The sequence below is a fragment of the Glutamicibacter mishrai genome, assembly GCF_012221945.1.
GTDB lineage: Bacteria > Actinomycetota > Actinomycetes > Actinomycetales > Micrococcaceae > Glutamicibacter > Glutamicibacter mishrai.
The window spans coordinates 2,803,008-2,816,948 of record NZ_CP032549.1; the positions used below are offsets into that span (position 1 = coordinate 2,803,008).

General features: G+C 57.4%; 15 protein-coding genes and 1 riboswitch. Of the genes, 11 read left to right on the forward strand and 4 right to left on the reverse strand.

Annotation, left to right across the window (positions count from 1 at the left end):
- Positions 1–167: 167 nt before the first annotated feature.
- Positions 168–830 carry a fasciclin domain-containing protein gene (locus D3791_RS13215; RefSeq protein ID WP_022875940.1) on the reverse strand — a complete coding sequence of 221 codons (663 nt, stop codon included), beginning with the start codon at positions 828–830 and terminating at the stop codon, positions 168–170.
- Positions 831–1,088: 258 nt separating this feature from the next.
- Here D3791_RS13215 and truB point away from each other — a divergent pair, with 258 nt between their 5' ends.
- The 11 genes from truB to D3791_RS13270 all read left to right on the forward strand — a co-directional run bounded on the left by truB (position 1,089) and on the right by D3791_RS13270 (position 10,146).
- Positions 1,089–2,012: a tRNA pseudouridine(55) synthase TruB gene (gene truB / locus D3791_RS13220; protein ID WP_022875939.1), complete on the forward strand. Its 924-nt coding sequence runs from the start codon at positions 1,089–1,091 to the stop codon at positions 2,010–2,012.
- Positions 2,013–2,030: 18 nt separating this feature from the next.
- Positions 2,031–2,393 carry a hypothetical protein gene (locus D3791_RS13225; protein ID WP_022875938.1) on the forward strand — a complete coding sequence of 121 codons (363 nt, stop codon included), beginning with the start codon at positions 2,031–2,033 and terminating at the stop codon, positions 2,391–2,393.
- 11 nt (positions 2,394–2,404) lie between these two features.
- Complete coding sequence (locus tag D3791_RS13230; protein WP_022875937.1) at positions 2,405–2,872, forward strand: hypothetical protein; 468 nt, start codon at positions 2,405–2,407, stop codon at positions 2,870–2,872.
- A gap of 62 nt (positions 2,873–2,934) precedes the next feature.
- Positions 2,935–3,888, forward strand: coding sequence for a bifunctional riboflavin kinase/FAD synthetase (locus tag D3791_RS13235; RefSeq protein ID WP_172512481.1), 954 nt, complete (start codon positions 2,935–2,937; stop codon positions 3,886–3,888).
- Between the two features lie 5 nt (positions 3,889–3,893).
- Positions 3,894–4,679 carry a class I SAM-dependent methyltransferase gene (locus D3791_RS13240; RefSeq protein ID WP_022875935.1) on the forward strand — a complete coding sequence of 262 codons (786 nt, stop codon included), beginning with the start codon at positions 3,894–3,896 and terminating at the stop codon, positions 4,677–4,679.
- A 107-nt stretch (positions 4,680–4,786) separates the two neighbouring features.
- A complete protein-coding gene (rpsO, locus tag D3791_RS13245; protein ID WP_013348393.1) occupies positions 4,787–5,056 on the forward strand; it encodes a 30S ribosomal protein S15 in 270 nt (89 codons plus the stop codon).
- A gap of 448 nt (positions 5,057–5,504) precedes the next feature.
- Positions 5,505–6,500 carry an ABC transporter substrate-binding protein gene (locus tag D3791_RS13250; protein WP_246242104.1) on the forward strand — a complete coding sequence of 332 codons (996 nt, stop codon included), beginning with the start codon at positions 5,505–5,507 and terminating at the stop codon, positions 6,498–6,500.
- Between the two features lie 6 nt (positions 6,501–6,506).
- Positions 6,507–7,355: an ABC transporter ATP-binding protein gene (locus tag D3791_RS13255; protein WP_216847387.1), complete on the forward strand. Its 849-nt coding sequence runs from the start codon at positions 6,507–6,509 to the stop codon at positions 7,353–7,355.
- The gene (locus D3791_RS13260; RefSeq protein WP_061954660.1) at positions 7,352–8,194 is read left to right on the forward strand and encodes an ABC transporter permease; all 843 of its coding nucleotides are present in this window, start codon (positions 7,352–7,354) and stop codon (positions 8,192–8,194) included. The genes D3791_RS13255 and D3791_RS13260 overlap by 4 nt, the downstream gene beginning before the upstream one ends.
- A 29-nt stretch (positions 8,195–8,223) precedes the next feature.
- Positions 8,224–9,552, forward strand: coding sequence for an LLM class flavin-dependent oxidoreductase (locus D3791_RS13265; RefSeq protein WP_172512484.1), 1,329 nt, complete (start codon positions 8,224–8,226; stop codon positions 9,550–9,552).
- A 99-nt stretch (positions 9,553–9,651) separates the two neighbouring features.
- Positions 9,652–10,146, forward strand: coding sequence for a hypothetical protein (locus D3791_RS13270; RefSeq protein WP_172512485.1), 495 nt, complete (start codon positions 9,652–9,654; stop codon positions 10,144–10,146).
- 74 nt (positions 10,147–10,220) lie between these two features.
- On the opposite strand, the gene D3791_RS13275 is transcribed toward D3791_RS13270, so the two are convergent.
- The 3 genes from D3791_RS13275 to D3791_RS13285 form a co-directional block, all read right to left on the reverse strand.
- Positions 10,221–11,456: a cobalamin-independent methionine synthase II family protein gene (locus D3791_RS13275; RefSeq protein WP_172512486.1), complete on the reverse strand. Its 1,236-nt coding sequence runs from the start codon at positions 11,454–11,456 to the stop codon at positions 10,221–10,223.
- Between the two features lie 12 nt (positions 11,457–11,468).
- Positions 11,469–11,580: riboswitch (SAM riboswitch) on the reverse strand.
- A 179-nt stretch (positions 11,581–11,759) separates the two neighbouring features.
- Positions 11,760–12,485: a type 1 glutamine amidotransferase domain-containing protein gene (locus D3791_RS13280; RefSeq protein ID WP_061954663.1), complete on the reverse strand. Its 726-nt coding sequence runs from the start codon at positions 12,483–12,485 to the stop codon at positions 11,760–11,762.
- Between the two features lie 82 nt (positions 12,486–12,567).
- Positions 12,568–13,758: an MFS transporter gene (locus D3791_RS13285; protein ID WP_172512487.1), complete on the reverse strand. Its 1,191-nt coding sequence runs from the start codon at positions 13,756–13,758 to the stop codon at positions 12,568–12,570.
- Positions 13,759–13,941 lie beyond the last annotated feature (183 nt).

Consider the following 13,941-nt stretch of genomic DNA (forward strand, 5'->3'; position numbering starts at 1 on the left):
ATCCTAGAGTCTCACGCATCTGTGTCTGTTTCGCTGTCTGCTGTTCCGTGGCGCTTTGCGAAAGTTGCCGATGAGGGAGCAACGGCCCGTTGCACCAGCGAAGGTGATGCCTGGATCTGGACTCCATGCATCACCTTCAGGCCACCGGACTTGCGATTGCGCCGTTGCTACTTTTTGGCTGGTGGCATCAGGACGGTGTCCACCAGGTACACGGTCGCGTTGGCCGTCTGCACGCCACCGCAGATGACCGAAGCGCCATTGACTTCGAGGTCGTCTCCGCTGCCGGTGACTTCCACATCCTCGCCCTGGACGGTTGCATGGGTTCCGGGCAGATCATCCGGTGCGATCTGGCCGGGGATCACATGGTAGGTCAGGATGCTGGTCAGGGTGTCCGCGTCCTTGGCCACGGCGGCCAGGTCATCCTTGGGGATGGCGGCGAACGCATCGTCGACTGGGGCGAAGACGGTGAACTCGTCGCCGTTGAGGGTGTCGACGAGGTCGACGTCTGCATTCAGCTTTCCGGAAACTGCGGAAGTCAGCGTGGTCAACAGCGGATTGTTCGAAGCTGCGACGGCCACTGGATCCTTGGCCATTCCGGCTACCGAACCGTCACCGGTTGGCACTGCTTCTGCATAGGCCGCGCAACCGCTGCCCACCAGATTGCTTGCCGGATCCATTGCCGATTCGCTGGCCATGGACGAGCTGCTCTCCGTGGCGGAGGCCGTGGGCGATTCCATGGTTTCCGAACCGGTCGAGCAGGCGCTCAGTCCCATGGCGGCGACTGCGATGAGCCCGAATGCTCCAGCGACTTTGCTGTATGTGCGATTCATGATTTTCTCCTTGATTCGCCGCGACTGATGTCGTCGGTGTTTTTCCTGTCTGTGCGGACCAGGTTGTCAATGAGCATTCGGGGCAGGATGCCCAACGGATTGGAATCTCTTGAAAAATTTATTCTGCGGCCAATTCGCGGAGCCCGGAAGGACTCATCTGCAATCCGTGGCAGGAACAATCTGGGCTGCGACGTGGCATCGGCCACGGTTGAACTGCCAGACGGGTGAATTTTCTGCCTAAGCCATATACTGGAAGGCGTGAGTAAAGCCGGGCAGAACACTGAAGAGCAGGCCTCGGGCCTGGTACTAGTCGACAAAGATCAGGGAATGACCTCCCACGACGTGGTCGGGCGCATCCGCAGGCTGGCAGGCACCCGAAAAGTGGGGCACGCCGGCACTCTTGACCCGATGGCCACCGGCGTCTTGGTGGTCGGGGTCAACAAGGCCACCCGTCTGCTCACCTACATCGTTGGCCATGACAAGACCTACACGGCAACGATCCGTCTCGGGCAGAACACTGTCACCGACGATGCCGAAGGCGAGATCATCTCGCAGCGCATCGCCGCAGCCGTCACCGATGAAGACATCGAGCGCGAAGTCGCCAAGCTTCGCGGGGACATCGAACAGGTGCCAAGCCAAGTCTCGGCGATCAAGGTTGATGGCAAGCGCTCCTACGCTCGCGTCCGCGCCGGGGAACAGGTAGAACTCAAGTCCCGCCCGGTCACCATTTCTCGCTTTGATATCCACGAGATCCGCCGCGAAAACGGTGGCAAGATCCTCGACGTTGATGTCACCGTCTCCTGCTCTTCCGGAACATACATCCGTGCCCTGGCACGTGACCTCGGCGAAGCACTGGACGTAGGGGGACACCTCACCGCGCTGCGCCGCACCGAGGTTGGCCCCTACAAGATCGAGCTGACCCGGACGCTGGAACAGCTGGCCGATGAATTCGCCATGCTGCCGATTGAAAAAGCCGCTGCCGCTTTGTTCCCAAACCGAACCGTCAGCGTTGATGAAGCCATTGAGCTTTCGTTCGGCCGAACCATTCGCGCTTCCCACCTGAGCATGGACATCGAGCCAGGGCAGACCGTCGCGGCGTTCGCGCCCAACGGGGTGCTGGTGGCGTTGTTGGAGGACAAAGGCGACAAAGCTCGCACTGCCCTCGTATTCACTGCGAAGTAATCCCGAAAGGACGAGCCGTTGTTTGCCTTGAACGGATTTTTTATCGCCGGTGCTGTGATTTGTGCAGTGGCATTGCTGGTGGCCATCGTGGCGACGGTTATTCGCAAGCACCCCGATGACTGGTCTTTGATCGGTGCCGCCGCTACCGAAGCTTTCCTGGTGGTCTACGGTATCGCCGCGGCCATCCGGCAGGCATCCGGAAATGCGGTGCAGGGTGATCCGTGGGAATTCTGGGGATACCTCATTACCGCGTTGGTGATGCCGCCGGTAGCGTTCTTCTGGGCGATCAGCGAAAAGAGCCGCTGGTCTAATGCGGTACTCGGCGCTTCGGCATTGGTCACTTTCATCATGCTGTTCCGCATGGAACAGATCTGGCACTAGGAGTCATAGCCATGGGCGACAAGCCACGCAACTCACGCATCCTTCAGGCAGCTGAAGCACGCTCCGCCGACAAATCACCCAAGCCGAGCCGGTCCACCGGACTCGGCCGGGTCATCATCGCTGTGTATGGCATCTTGGCGTTGGCCGCAACGGTCCGCGGCGTGTACCAGATCCTGAGTAAGTTCGATGAAGCTCCGGTGGCATACACGCTGTCATTGATCTCCGGCTTGATCTACCTTCTGGCAACCTTCTCGCTCTCCTCGGCCAAGCCGAAGGCGTGGCTGCTGTCCTTGTGGGCGGTCAGCATCGAGCTGGTAGGTGTGATCGTCGTGGGCATCCTTTCGCTCACCCACCCGGAAATCTTTGCCCACCCATCGGTATGGAGCGGTTTCGGCCAGGGGTACGGATATATTCCATTGGTTCTGCCGATTGTCGGATTGTGGTGGCTGTACCGTAACCGCAGTGAGCGTCACGCCTAAAGACGTGTAAGAATTGCCTCGGTGGGATTTCTGCCCACCACAAGAATTTCTAAAGGAGCACAGTGCACTATTGGAAGGGCTTGGACGCCGTCCCCGCGGATATGGCTCCCACTGTCGTGACCATTGGCAACTTTGACGGTGTGCATTTGGGACACTGCGAGGTCCTGGATGCCGCGGTCACGCAAGCAAAAGCGCGCTCTGCTCAATCCGTGGTCATCACCTTTGACCCGCACCCGGCCTTGGTGCATCGCCCGGACAATGCCCCAGAATTGATCATGGGCATCGCCGACCGGATTGATACCTTGGCCAGCGTCGGCTTGGACGCAACATTGATGATCCATTACACGCTGGATTTCGCTGACCAAAGCGCCGAAGAATTTGTTCGTTCCATCATCGTCGAGAAGCTTCATGCGGTGGCCGTCGTCGTGGGCCATGACGTGCGCTTCGGTCGGAACAATTCCGGGGACTTCAGCTTCATGCAAGAACTGGGCAAGAAGTACAACTTTGACGTGATTGGCGTCGAAGACGTGGGGGACAAGCGCCGTTTGTCATCCACCTGGGTTCGCGAAGAACTGGCCGCGGGCAATGTTGAAGCTGCGGCCGCGATCCTTGGCCGGCCTCATCGCATGCGTGGAGAAGTGGTCCATGGCCACGCCCGCGGACGTGAATTGGGTTTCCCTACGGCCAATCTGGATCCTGAAGCCACCGGCATCATTCCTGCCGACGGAGTCTACGCCGGATGGGTTATCGATGAGGCCGAGGTCCGCTGGCCAGCAGCCATTTCAGTGGGGTCAAACCCGACCTTCGACGGTGTTTCACGAGTCGTCGAGGCCCACGTGATCGATCGCCCAGAAGAAGGCGTAGAAGACTTTGACCTCTATGGCCAGCAGATCGTGGTGGAGTTCATCGCACACCTACGCCCCATGGTTGCCTACCGCGGCATCGAAGCACTGATTGAGCAGATGACCGAAGACGTAGATCAAGCCCGAACCGTTTTGGCCTCAGAACGCCACTAGAATTCATGGCTGATATCCCTTCCCTGCCGCAACGAGCCTTCGTGGTCAGCGCGCAACGACGTGATGAATTGGCTTCTGCGTTCCAGTCGGGCGCCGAAAGCTATGACAAGATTCGTCCGTCCTATCCTGACGCAGCTTTGGACTTCACCCTGCAAAACCATCCAGTCAGGGCAGTGGATATCGGTTGCGGCTCGGGGATCTTCACCGAGCAACTTGTGGGGCACGGCCTGGACGTTACCGCTGTTGACCCGTCCGAAGACATGCTTTCGGTTCTAGCCAAGCGCCTGCCTGAAGTAGCAACGCTCTGTGCTTCCGGTGAGGCAACTGGTCTGGCCGAGAACAGTTTTGATTTGGTGACCTACGCACAGGCCTGGCACTGGGTTGATCATCCCAAGGCAAGCGCAGAAGCCGCCAGGTTATTGCGTGACCATGGATGGCTGACGCTGCTGTGGAACCAATTGGACGTCTCGATTCCCTGGGTTCACCGGCTGGCTCGCATCATGCACGCGGGCGACGTGCATCGCCCAGAGCTGGAACCGCCGCTAGGGCCGGAGTTCAAGAAGCCAGAACACGGTATTTGGCACTGGTCCATGCCGCTGGACTTCGACGAAATCGTTGAACTGACCAAATCCCGCAGCTATTACCGCAAGGCAACGGCAACGACGCAAGCCAAGGTCGAAGCGAATCTCCAGTGGTATTGGACCGAGCACCTTGGACACGAGCCATCGGAGAAGGTGCAGGTGCCGTATCTCACCCATGCTTGGAGGTCCCGCCGGCGTACCCGACGGTGATATGATTGACGATGGTTCTCGCTGCAGTCCGCGGTTGCGAGTATCCACCGCAAATGCTTCGGCGTTTGCACTGACTTATGAACGCGGTCCAACTCTAGGAGTTTGTTATGGCATTGGATGCCACTATCAAGAACGAAATCATCAAGGCTTACGCTACCCACGAGGGTGACACCGGTTCGCCTGAGGTTCAGATTGCCGTCATGTCCCGTCGTATTTCGGACCTGACCGAGCACCTGAAGATGCACAAGCATGACCACCACACCCGCCGTGGCCTGATGGCTCTGGTTGGTCGTCGTCGTCGTATGCTCGGCTACCTGAAGAACACCGACATCGAGCGTTACCGTTCGCTGATCGAGCGTCTGGGCCTGCGTAAGTAGTCTCTCGCGCTGGTGCGAAAATCCCCGTCTTCCTTAGGGAAGGCGGGGATTTTTTTATGCCCGAAAACGTCATGATGGCATCTTCCACTAAATTCCTTGCGGCACGAGTCCACACCCAGATGTCCTCATGCGACTGATCATTGGAAATTTAGGACCTGAAGCTACCGCTAAGTCGCGACCAATTGCGACTCATTGGCCTCAAGACTAGGGCGTGTGCCTCTCGCATGTCCTCACGTTGCCTCTGGCTACATCAGGTGTAGTGCCAGGGGACTTCAAACGACATCTAATAGCGACTTTGACTTCGCATTTCACTGAATTTCAGCAGGTTTCAGAAGCCTTTTCTGACCTTTTCTGAAAGTGCTTTTATGGCTAGCAAGAGCCCGCACTTGTCAGGAATGGAGCACCGAAGATGTTCAAGACCCCGCTATCGCCCAGACGGCGCCGCACCATGGCAACACTGTTGCTAGCACCAGCACTGCTGATGGCCTCCTGCACGTCCTCCGCTCACGGCACCGACCTGAGAAATCCTGACGGTACTGTCAACGTCAGATATGAAGGTGCAGCCAACACCGTAACGCTCATAGAGCTGGCTTCCGCTCTCGGCTACCTTGACGGCATCAAGCTGGAATGGGTTGGCAACAACTCCAGCGGGCCGTTATCCATTCAAAATACGGCAACCGGTGAAACCGATATTGGCGGTGCTTTTTCTGGTGCTGTTGTAAAGCTCCAAGAAGCCGGAGCCCCGGTGACTGCTGTCGTCTCCTACTACGGTTCCAATGACGATTACTTTGTCGGTTTTTATGCTTCCAAAGACAGTGGCATTAAAGAAGCTCGGGATCTTATCGGAAAGACCGTCGCGGTCAATACGCTCGGTGCCCACTCAGAAGCGGTGATCCGCACCCACCTGAAAGCACAAGGGCTGAGCGACGACGAGATCGGCCAAGTCCAGCTTGTCGTATTGCCGCCGACGGACACTGAACAAGCTGTCCGGACCCATCAGGTCGACGTCGGGGCACTTTCCGGAGCTGCCCAAGTACATGCAGTGAAACAGGGGGATTTGAGAGAAGTCTTCAGGGACACGGAAGTGTTCAACAACTTCAATGCTGGCGAATACGTCCTGCGCGACGACTTCATCAACGAATATCCCGAAGCAGCGCATTCCCTGGCCACGGGCACAGCCAAGGCCGCGAACTGGGCCGCTTCACATTCACGCGATGAAGTTCTCAAGAAGCTGACGGACATAGTCGAGTCCAGGGGCCGTGGCGAAGATGTCGAAGCCCTACAGTACTTCAACGGCTATGGAGTAGGGAAGAACGCTCCGATTTCTGATGAGGACTTCAGCCGTTGGATCCCGTGGCTGAATGAATCCGGAATTGTTGACGGAGAGATAACACCCAGTGAGTACTACACCAATGAATTCAACGATCTCGCAAACGAAGGATAGCCACTGATCATGTCCACTATCGAAATCAAGAACCTGAGCAAAACGTTCCAGCGCACCGGCGCCAGCGAACAGTCCGCAGTCACAGCCCTTGAATCCCTTGACCTGTGGATCCAGGACGGCGAGTTCTTCACCCTCGTCGGGCCAAGCGGATGCGGCAAATCCACGCTGCTGGACATACTCGCCGGCTTGAGCTCTCCGAGCCGGGGCGAAGTCCTCGTTGATGGGGCACCCATTTCAGGACCAAGCCTCGAACGCTCGGTGGTCTTCCAGCAGTATGCACTCTTCCCATGGCTCACGGCGGCAGCCAATGTCCAAGTGGGTCTCGAAAGCCAGGCCCGGCATGGACAGGGACTGAACAAAGCTGAACGCCGCGTGAGGGCCCATGAATATCTGAGCCTGGTCGGACTAGAAGGCGTAGAGGCTAAATACCCGCATGAACTGTCCGGTGGAATGCGGCAACGCGTGGCGATCGCACGTGCCCTTGCCCACGAACCAAAGGTCCTGCTGATGGATGAGCCCTTCGCAGCCCTCGACGCACAAACCCGCGAGCAACTCCAAGATCTCCTCTTGGATATCTGGAAACGTACCAAGACCACCATCGTATTCATCACCCACGGTATTGAAGAAGCCGTCTATTTGGGGCAGAAAGTCGCCGTCATGTCGTCCAAGCCCGGAAAGATCAAGGAGATTGTGGACATTGACCTTGAAGATCGACTGTCGGTAGATGACATTCGTTCCACGCGTCGGTTCGGTGAATATCGGCACCACATTTGGACGCTCTTGCATAACAGCAATCAGCAAGAGACGGACACGCCAACCGGAAAAACATTGGTTACTTCAGGAGCTCCAGCATGAGCACATTGGTATTACAAGATCAGCCAGCCAGCATTGACGTTGTTTCTGCACAACGCAAACCTTCAACCGGCCGAGCGATAAAGGCCCTGCGAAAAACACTGTATCGATCTGGCGCAATTATCGGTTTCCTGCTGGTGTGGGAGCTTGTCCCGCAGTTTGTGCTGGAGCCTGCATCAAAAGTCTTTCTCCCGCCCCTGCACGAGGTACTGCAGCAATTGTGGAAAATGATCATCAGCGGTGACCTTGCCACGCACATTGCCGCCAGCCTTTCACGCTCAGCGATCGGTTTTATCCTGGCGGTGGCCATCGGTGTTCCCGTGGGGCTGGTGGTCGCCTGGTTTTCGAAGGTCGGCGACTTCCTGAACCCGCTACTCGAAGTTTTCCGCAACACCGCTGCCTTGGCATTGCTACCGGTATTCACGTTGCTCTTGGGCATCGGCGAATTGTCCAAGGTTTCCATCGTGCTCTACGCGGCATTCTTCCCGGTACTGCTCAACACCATCCTTGGCGCACGCAGCGTTGACCCGCTACTGATCCGGGCCGGCAGAACGTTGGGGCTAAACAGTTTCGAGATTTTCTCAAAAGTAGTCCTGCCGGCCTCGGTGCCCATCATTTTTACTGGGATTCGCATGGCAGGAACGTCAGCGGTATTGGTTCTCATCGCCGCTGAAATGATCGGTGCGAAGGCTGGTCTGGGATACCTGATTACCAATTCGCAAGCCAGTTTCCTCATCCCGAAAATGTATGCGGCAATTCTGACGGTCGCCATTCTGGGCTTTGCCGTCAACGCCGCCCTCGTAGCGCTGGAACGCCACTTCTCACGCTGGGCTCGCGCCTAGATTCATGTATCACTGAAAGGACCTGCACCATGACACGTACATTGACCCTCAACGCTTTCCTCATGACCACCGGACACCATGAATCATCGTGGCGCTTGCCAGAGAGCGACCCTCATGCCGGAACGGACATTGGCCACTACATTCGCTTGGCGCAATTGGCCGAAAAGGCTAAACTCGATGCGATCTTCTTCGCTGATGGACCATTGCTCCAAGGACCAGTCGCCCAGCGGCCTGCGGGGATTCTCGACCCGGTATCGGTACTGACGGCCATTGCACCGCTGACGGAAAACATTGGACTGATTGCTACCGCTTCAACCAGCTATAACGATCCTTATAATCTGGCGCGACGTTTCGCGAGCCTTGATCTGATCAGCAATGGACGTGCTGGTTGGAATGTCGTCACCACTGCAGGTGATGCCGCCGCTCGAAACTTCTCTCAATCCGGACAGTTCGATAGTTCTCAACGATATCTTCGGGCGGACGAGTTCTTGACGGTAGCGAAAAAACTAAGGGACTCGTGGGACCCTGAAGCAATCGTCGCTGACAAGGACAGCGGCACATGGGCGGATCCTGGCAAGATCCATCCTGCGAACCACGTTGGAGAACATTTCCAAGTCGCAGGTGCGTTGAATGTTCCGCGCTCGCCGCAAGGCCATCCAGTGATTATCCAAGCTGGTGCTTCGGCTGCAGGCAAGGACTTTGCCGGGCGATGGGCTGAAGCCATATTCACGGCTCACCAATCCTTTGAATCGGCCAAAGCCTTTTATCAAGAAATCAAACACAAGGCTGTAGCCAACGGCAGGGCCGAGCAGTCCGTGAAGGTGCTACCGGGAATTGTTCCCATTCTCGGCTCCACGGAAGCCGAGGCACTTGAATTGGCGGACCGCTTGGATGAACTGATTCTGCCGGAGTATGCCAAGAACACGCTGGCCCAGCAATTGCATGTCGACCCGCAGATCCTAGACCTGGATCGGGATTTACCAGCGGGATTGGAAAGCGTAGTCTCCAAGGAGAAATCCACGTCTCGAAGGGACCTCATCCTAGAGCTGGGTTATCAGCGGAAACTGACGGTACGTCAGATCATTCGCGAGCTGGGACCAGGACGAGGGCATCAGACGTTCACCGGCACACCTGAACAACTTGCCGACCGAATTGAGTATTGGTTCAATGCAGGAGCAGTCGACGGGTTTAACATCATGGCTCCGGTGCTTCCATCGGGTCTCGAGACTTTCACTGAGCAGGTGGTCCCGATCTTGCAACAGCGCCAGCTCTTCCGCACCGAATATGAGCACAGCACGCTGCGCGGAAACTATGGCTTGCCTATTCCAAGAGTTGAACGGACATCATTGAGCGTCTAGGGACGGCGAGATATCCCGTGAAGGCGAAGGCATGTAAGTCTGGCTCTTCACGGGATTTCACGAGCCCAATTTGTCGGATCAGCAGATTACGCTGTGCCCATGAATGATGTATCCCAAGCAGCAGGCAAGCTTGATCTTCAAGACTTGCGCGAATGGTACGACGCCGCGGAATTGAACCTTCTTTTGGAAGCCCAAGCTCCTGACGAAACCATGTACTGGAAAGTTACGGCCACCGAAGAGTGGGAGGAATTGGAGTCAGCGGCTCAAATCGCCGATATCCTCCACCTGGTTAGCCAAGAGGGAGACACCTTCAACTTCGAAGGCGAAGAACCAATCAACAAATACGCCCAGGGCCTGCGCCTGGCTGACGGAAATTTCATGCTGGAGCTAGCCATCGTTGATTCACACGCATACAACATGCGCATTGCCTACGGTCCGAAAGCTGACAGCGCATCCAGCTCTCCGGATGATGACGTTGAACCCTACGGGCCTGAATCGCTCACCGTGGCCCAGGTCCATGAAGTCCTCACCGGTTGGGTGCTTGGACGCGGCCTTCCCGATGGCTACGGCGGTAGCATCCACATGTATCGATAAATACAGACGAAAATAGACTAGCGGGCGGCCCCGATGGGGACGCCCGCTTGCTGCAGGGAAAATTGCGCCTAGCGCTATAGGACCGTCGAGGACTTTTCGAACAATCGGTTAGTGGCGATTCGGGCTCCTTCGCCCAGCGCCTCCAGCTTCGCCGCCGCGATTTGCGGATGCACGCGGCCGCCAAGACCGCAATCAGTGGAGGCGATGACATTTTCACGGCCCACCAGATTCGCGAATCGTTCAATGCGGTCGGCAACCAGATCCGGATGCTCAACCACGTTCGTAGCATGCGAGACGACGCCAGGGATCAGGATCTTGCCCTCCGGCAAGGCGCGGTTTTCCCAGATGCGCCATTCGTGCTCGTGGCGCACGTTGCCTGCCTCGAAGGAGATCATGCCTGCATTAATCTGCAGTACCGAATCCAGGATGTCGGCGAAGGCGATGTCCGTGGTGTGCGGTCCATGCCAAGATCCCCAGCATACGTGCAGGCGGATCTTGTCGGCGGGCAGATCCCGCAAGGCGTAATTGGTCGCTTCGACGCGCAGCTGGATGAATTTGAGATAGTCCTCGAGGCTAGGCTCGGGATTGACCTGGTCCCAGGACTCGGCCAATGACGGATCATCGATTTGCAATGTCAGCCCGGCATCGAGGATTGCCTTGTACTCTTCACGCATGGCATCGGCTGCTGCGTAGAGATATTCTTCATCGCCCGCGTAGAAATCGTTGGCCAGACGGGCACAGGAAGCTGGAGACAACGCGGCGAGGAAGCCTTGATCAGTTCCTGTTTGTTCCAGAGCCGAAGTCAAGTTCTCAATATCAGAAGCCACGAGGTCATGTCCGGTGTAGGTCAATGGCGCGACGACTTTGGGCTGCGTCGTTGACTTGCGATTCGTCAAGATTCCGGACGCCGGATCAGCATAGGCCTCGGCAAAGCGCTGGCGGTCGCGGCGGTCCGGGAACGAGGTCAGAACGATATTCCCGGGGGATGAGCGGCGAACTTCCGCTTCAGCCCAGCGGTCCACGGTCGTTGCTTCCAAGCCGCCAAGGCGTGCGAAAGAATAGTTCCACCAGGCCCCGTAGTCCACGGACGAGGACATCGTATGGCCGTATTCGCCATCATTGGGAATATCAATCCCGGCATTGCGCTGGCGCTGGACGACATCCACCACGGCGGTCGAGAGCAATTCGGTAAAACCGGCAACATCCTCAGGATTGTTCTCCTTGGCCGCGTTGGCTGCCAAGAGCTCCGGGGTGCGCGGCAGGGAGCCGGCGTGGGTGGTAAGGATATGATCCGGGGTCTGTGAAGACATGGCAAAGCCACCTTTCCATCGGTCCTGGCGGTAGCACCGTATCCGCAAAAAGCTAGAGCTTCGTCAGTTGGATCGGTTGCTGCGGCGTCACAGAGCCAGGTCTCTCGGCCACTCGGGATGGGTACATATCAATCACTATCAGCCCTTTGGGATCGGCTGCGAATTGCTGGACCTTCGTTGCGCCAAGGACAAGCTGGAGACCGTCATATTCGAACACAGTGGGCCGAAAAAAGCTTGAACCCGTGCGATGGCACGAGTTCAAGCTCAATCTTTACGTAATTTTTGCGCGGGTTACGCCGATTTCTAGTCCGCTTCTGCTTCGGCAGCGGATTCTTCGGCTGCCTTTTCCTGGTGGATTACTTCTGCGAGAAGTTTCTCCATCTCCTTTGCGACGCCTGCGGCTGAAGCGGGGTTCTGGCCGGTGACCAGACGTTCGGAGACTTGAACGTTCTCTTCAAAATTATCCGCAGCGATATGGTTGGCGCCTTGCTCGACCAGTTTGTCGGCCAAGAAGAACGGGATGATCTGATCCTTGCCAACGGCTATTTCCTCGTCGTTGGTGAAGGCCGCGACATCCTTGCCGCTGAGCAGCTTGATGCCGTGGTGCAGTTCCACATCGAGTAGCCCCGCCGGGCCATGGCACACGGCGCCGACGACTCCGCCCTTGTTATAGATATCCCCGATGAGCTTTTGCAGGCCTTCATTGTCGGGGAAGTCCCACATGGTGCCGTGGCCGCCTACCAGGTAGATCGCGTCGTATTGCTCCGGGTCAATGACTTCCACCCTGGCCGTGTTGTACAGGCCAGCCCGGGTAGTTTCGTCTTCGGTGAATTGCACCTGGATCGGATCGTCAGTATCGACAGTGTCCCGGGGAGGCTGTCCGCCCTTGATCGAGGCGAAGTCGACGAAATGCCCTGAATCTCGGAAGACCTTCCAAGGATGAGCTGCTTCCGCGACGTTATATCCGGTGGGGTCTCCGCCCGCACCGAGTTCGGAAACGCTGGTTAGGACCATGAGGATTTTCTTCACGGGGTACTCCTTTCGCATTTGTCCTCCCAGCCTTGTACAAAGTGGGCAAGGCTTCAACCGAACCTAGCCGGTTTCCAGAGTTCTATGCGATTGTTCCCTGTTTGGATGGGGAATCGGGTAAGCGAAGCATCAGGATTCCCAGCAAAGTAATAGCCAAGATCACTGCGGCAAGGGCCCATAAGCCCGCCGAGACGCTGGCTGTGGCAGCGACGGCACCCACGAGGATCGGGCCGCCGGCGTCCCCGAGTTCGCGCCCGAGTTCTGCCGATCCCATGGTGCGCCCAATGCGTTCATCGGGAGTCGTCGAAGCTAGATGAGCGAAGCCCAGCGGTGTAGAGATCCCGACGCCGGTCCCCAGAAGCAGCGAGCTCAGCAGCAACGTGGCAAAGCTCTGCCAGATCGCAACCGAGACCAGTCCCGCGATGATCAGCAGGAGCCCGAGAGCCATGCCTGTGGCAAAACTGATCCAGGCCTGATCGTTGACCCGGCCAATCCAGGGCTGCACGAGGGCCGAACAGATCGCCAACATCGACACCACGCCCATGCTTTGCATCTCGTTGAGACCCAGCTTCGAGCCGATCAGCGGCAGGAAGCCAACGGCTGCGCCCAACGCGCCGGTGGAGGCAGCCAGAACCATGGTCGGCACCAGGAAACCCGGCTGCACCGTTTGGCGGGCAAGATCTGCCAGCGTGTAACGCTGCTTGGGGAGAATGGGCAGGACGGGCATTTTGAGCCACACCCAGATCGCCGCGGCCAACGAGATCACTGCCATGAAGGCAAAGAGCGCGGGGAGGCCCGAGAAGAAGATCAATCCCGCGCCGATCAGCGGGCCCAAGACGTAGCCGAGGGTTTTCCACGCACCGTATCGGCCGAAGTACTGGCCAGTGCTAGGCCCAGAGAGCCGAGCCACAGCTGCGGAAGCCGCCGGAGAAAATGCCGAGGCCGCAGCGCCCTGGCCAAGCCGGACTAGGCCAAGCGCAAGCGCTGAATTCGCGAAGATGCCCATGGCTGACATGATCGTGAATACAACGAGGCCGCCAAGAATCACCGGTTTTGCGCCGATGCGGTCGCTGAGGGTTCCAAATACCGGTTTCAAAATGACTTCGGCAACATCGTAGACGGCGAGCAAAATGCCCAGCGTGAGCAGGCTGGAACCTAGTGCCTCGAATTCGGATCCGAGGCCTGCAGCAATGCTGTGTGCTCCAAAAGCGGTAGTGAAGCCGGCGGCAAAGAGCGGCGCTATGTGGCGGGTGCTTGTTGTATCTCGGGTCATGACATCATTTCGTTGTTGATGGCAGTGGAGTATTACGGGGTATCGCCGACTGCCCGCGAACTCGCTGTCCGTGCAGAGATCCAAGGCTGACGCATCTTTGAAAATAGCATCTTGGAGTTTCCACTCGAAGTATTACCGAGCGAAGGGCGGGCCAACGGTTAGGCTGAAGTTGATTTGAACTTC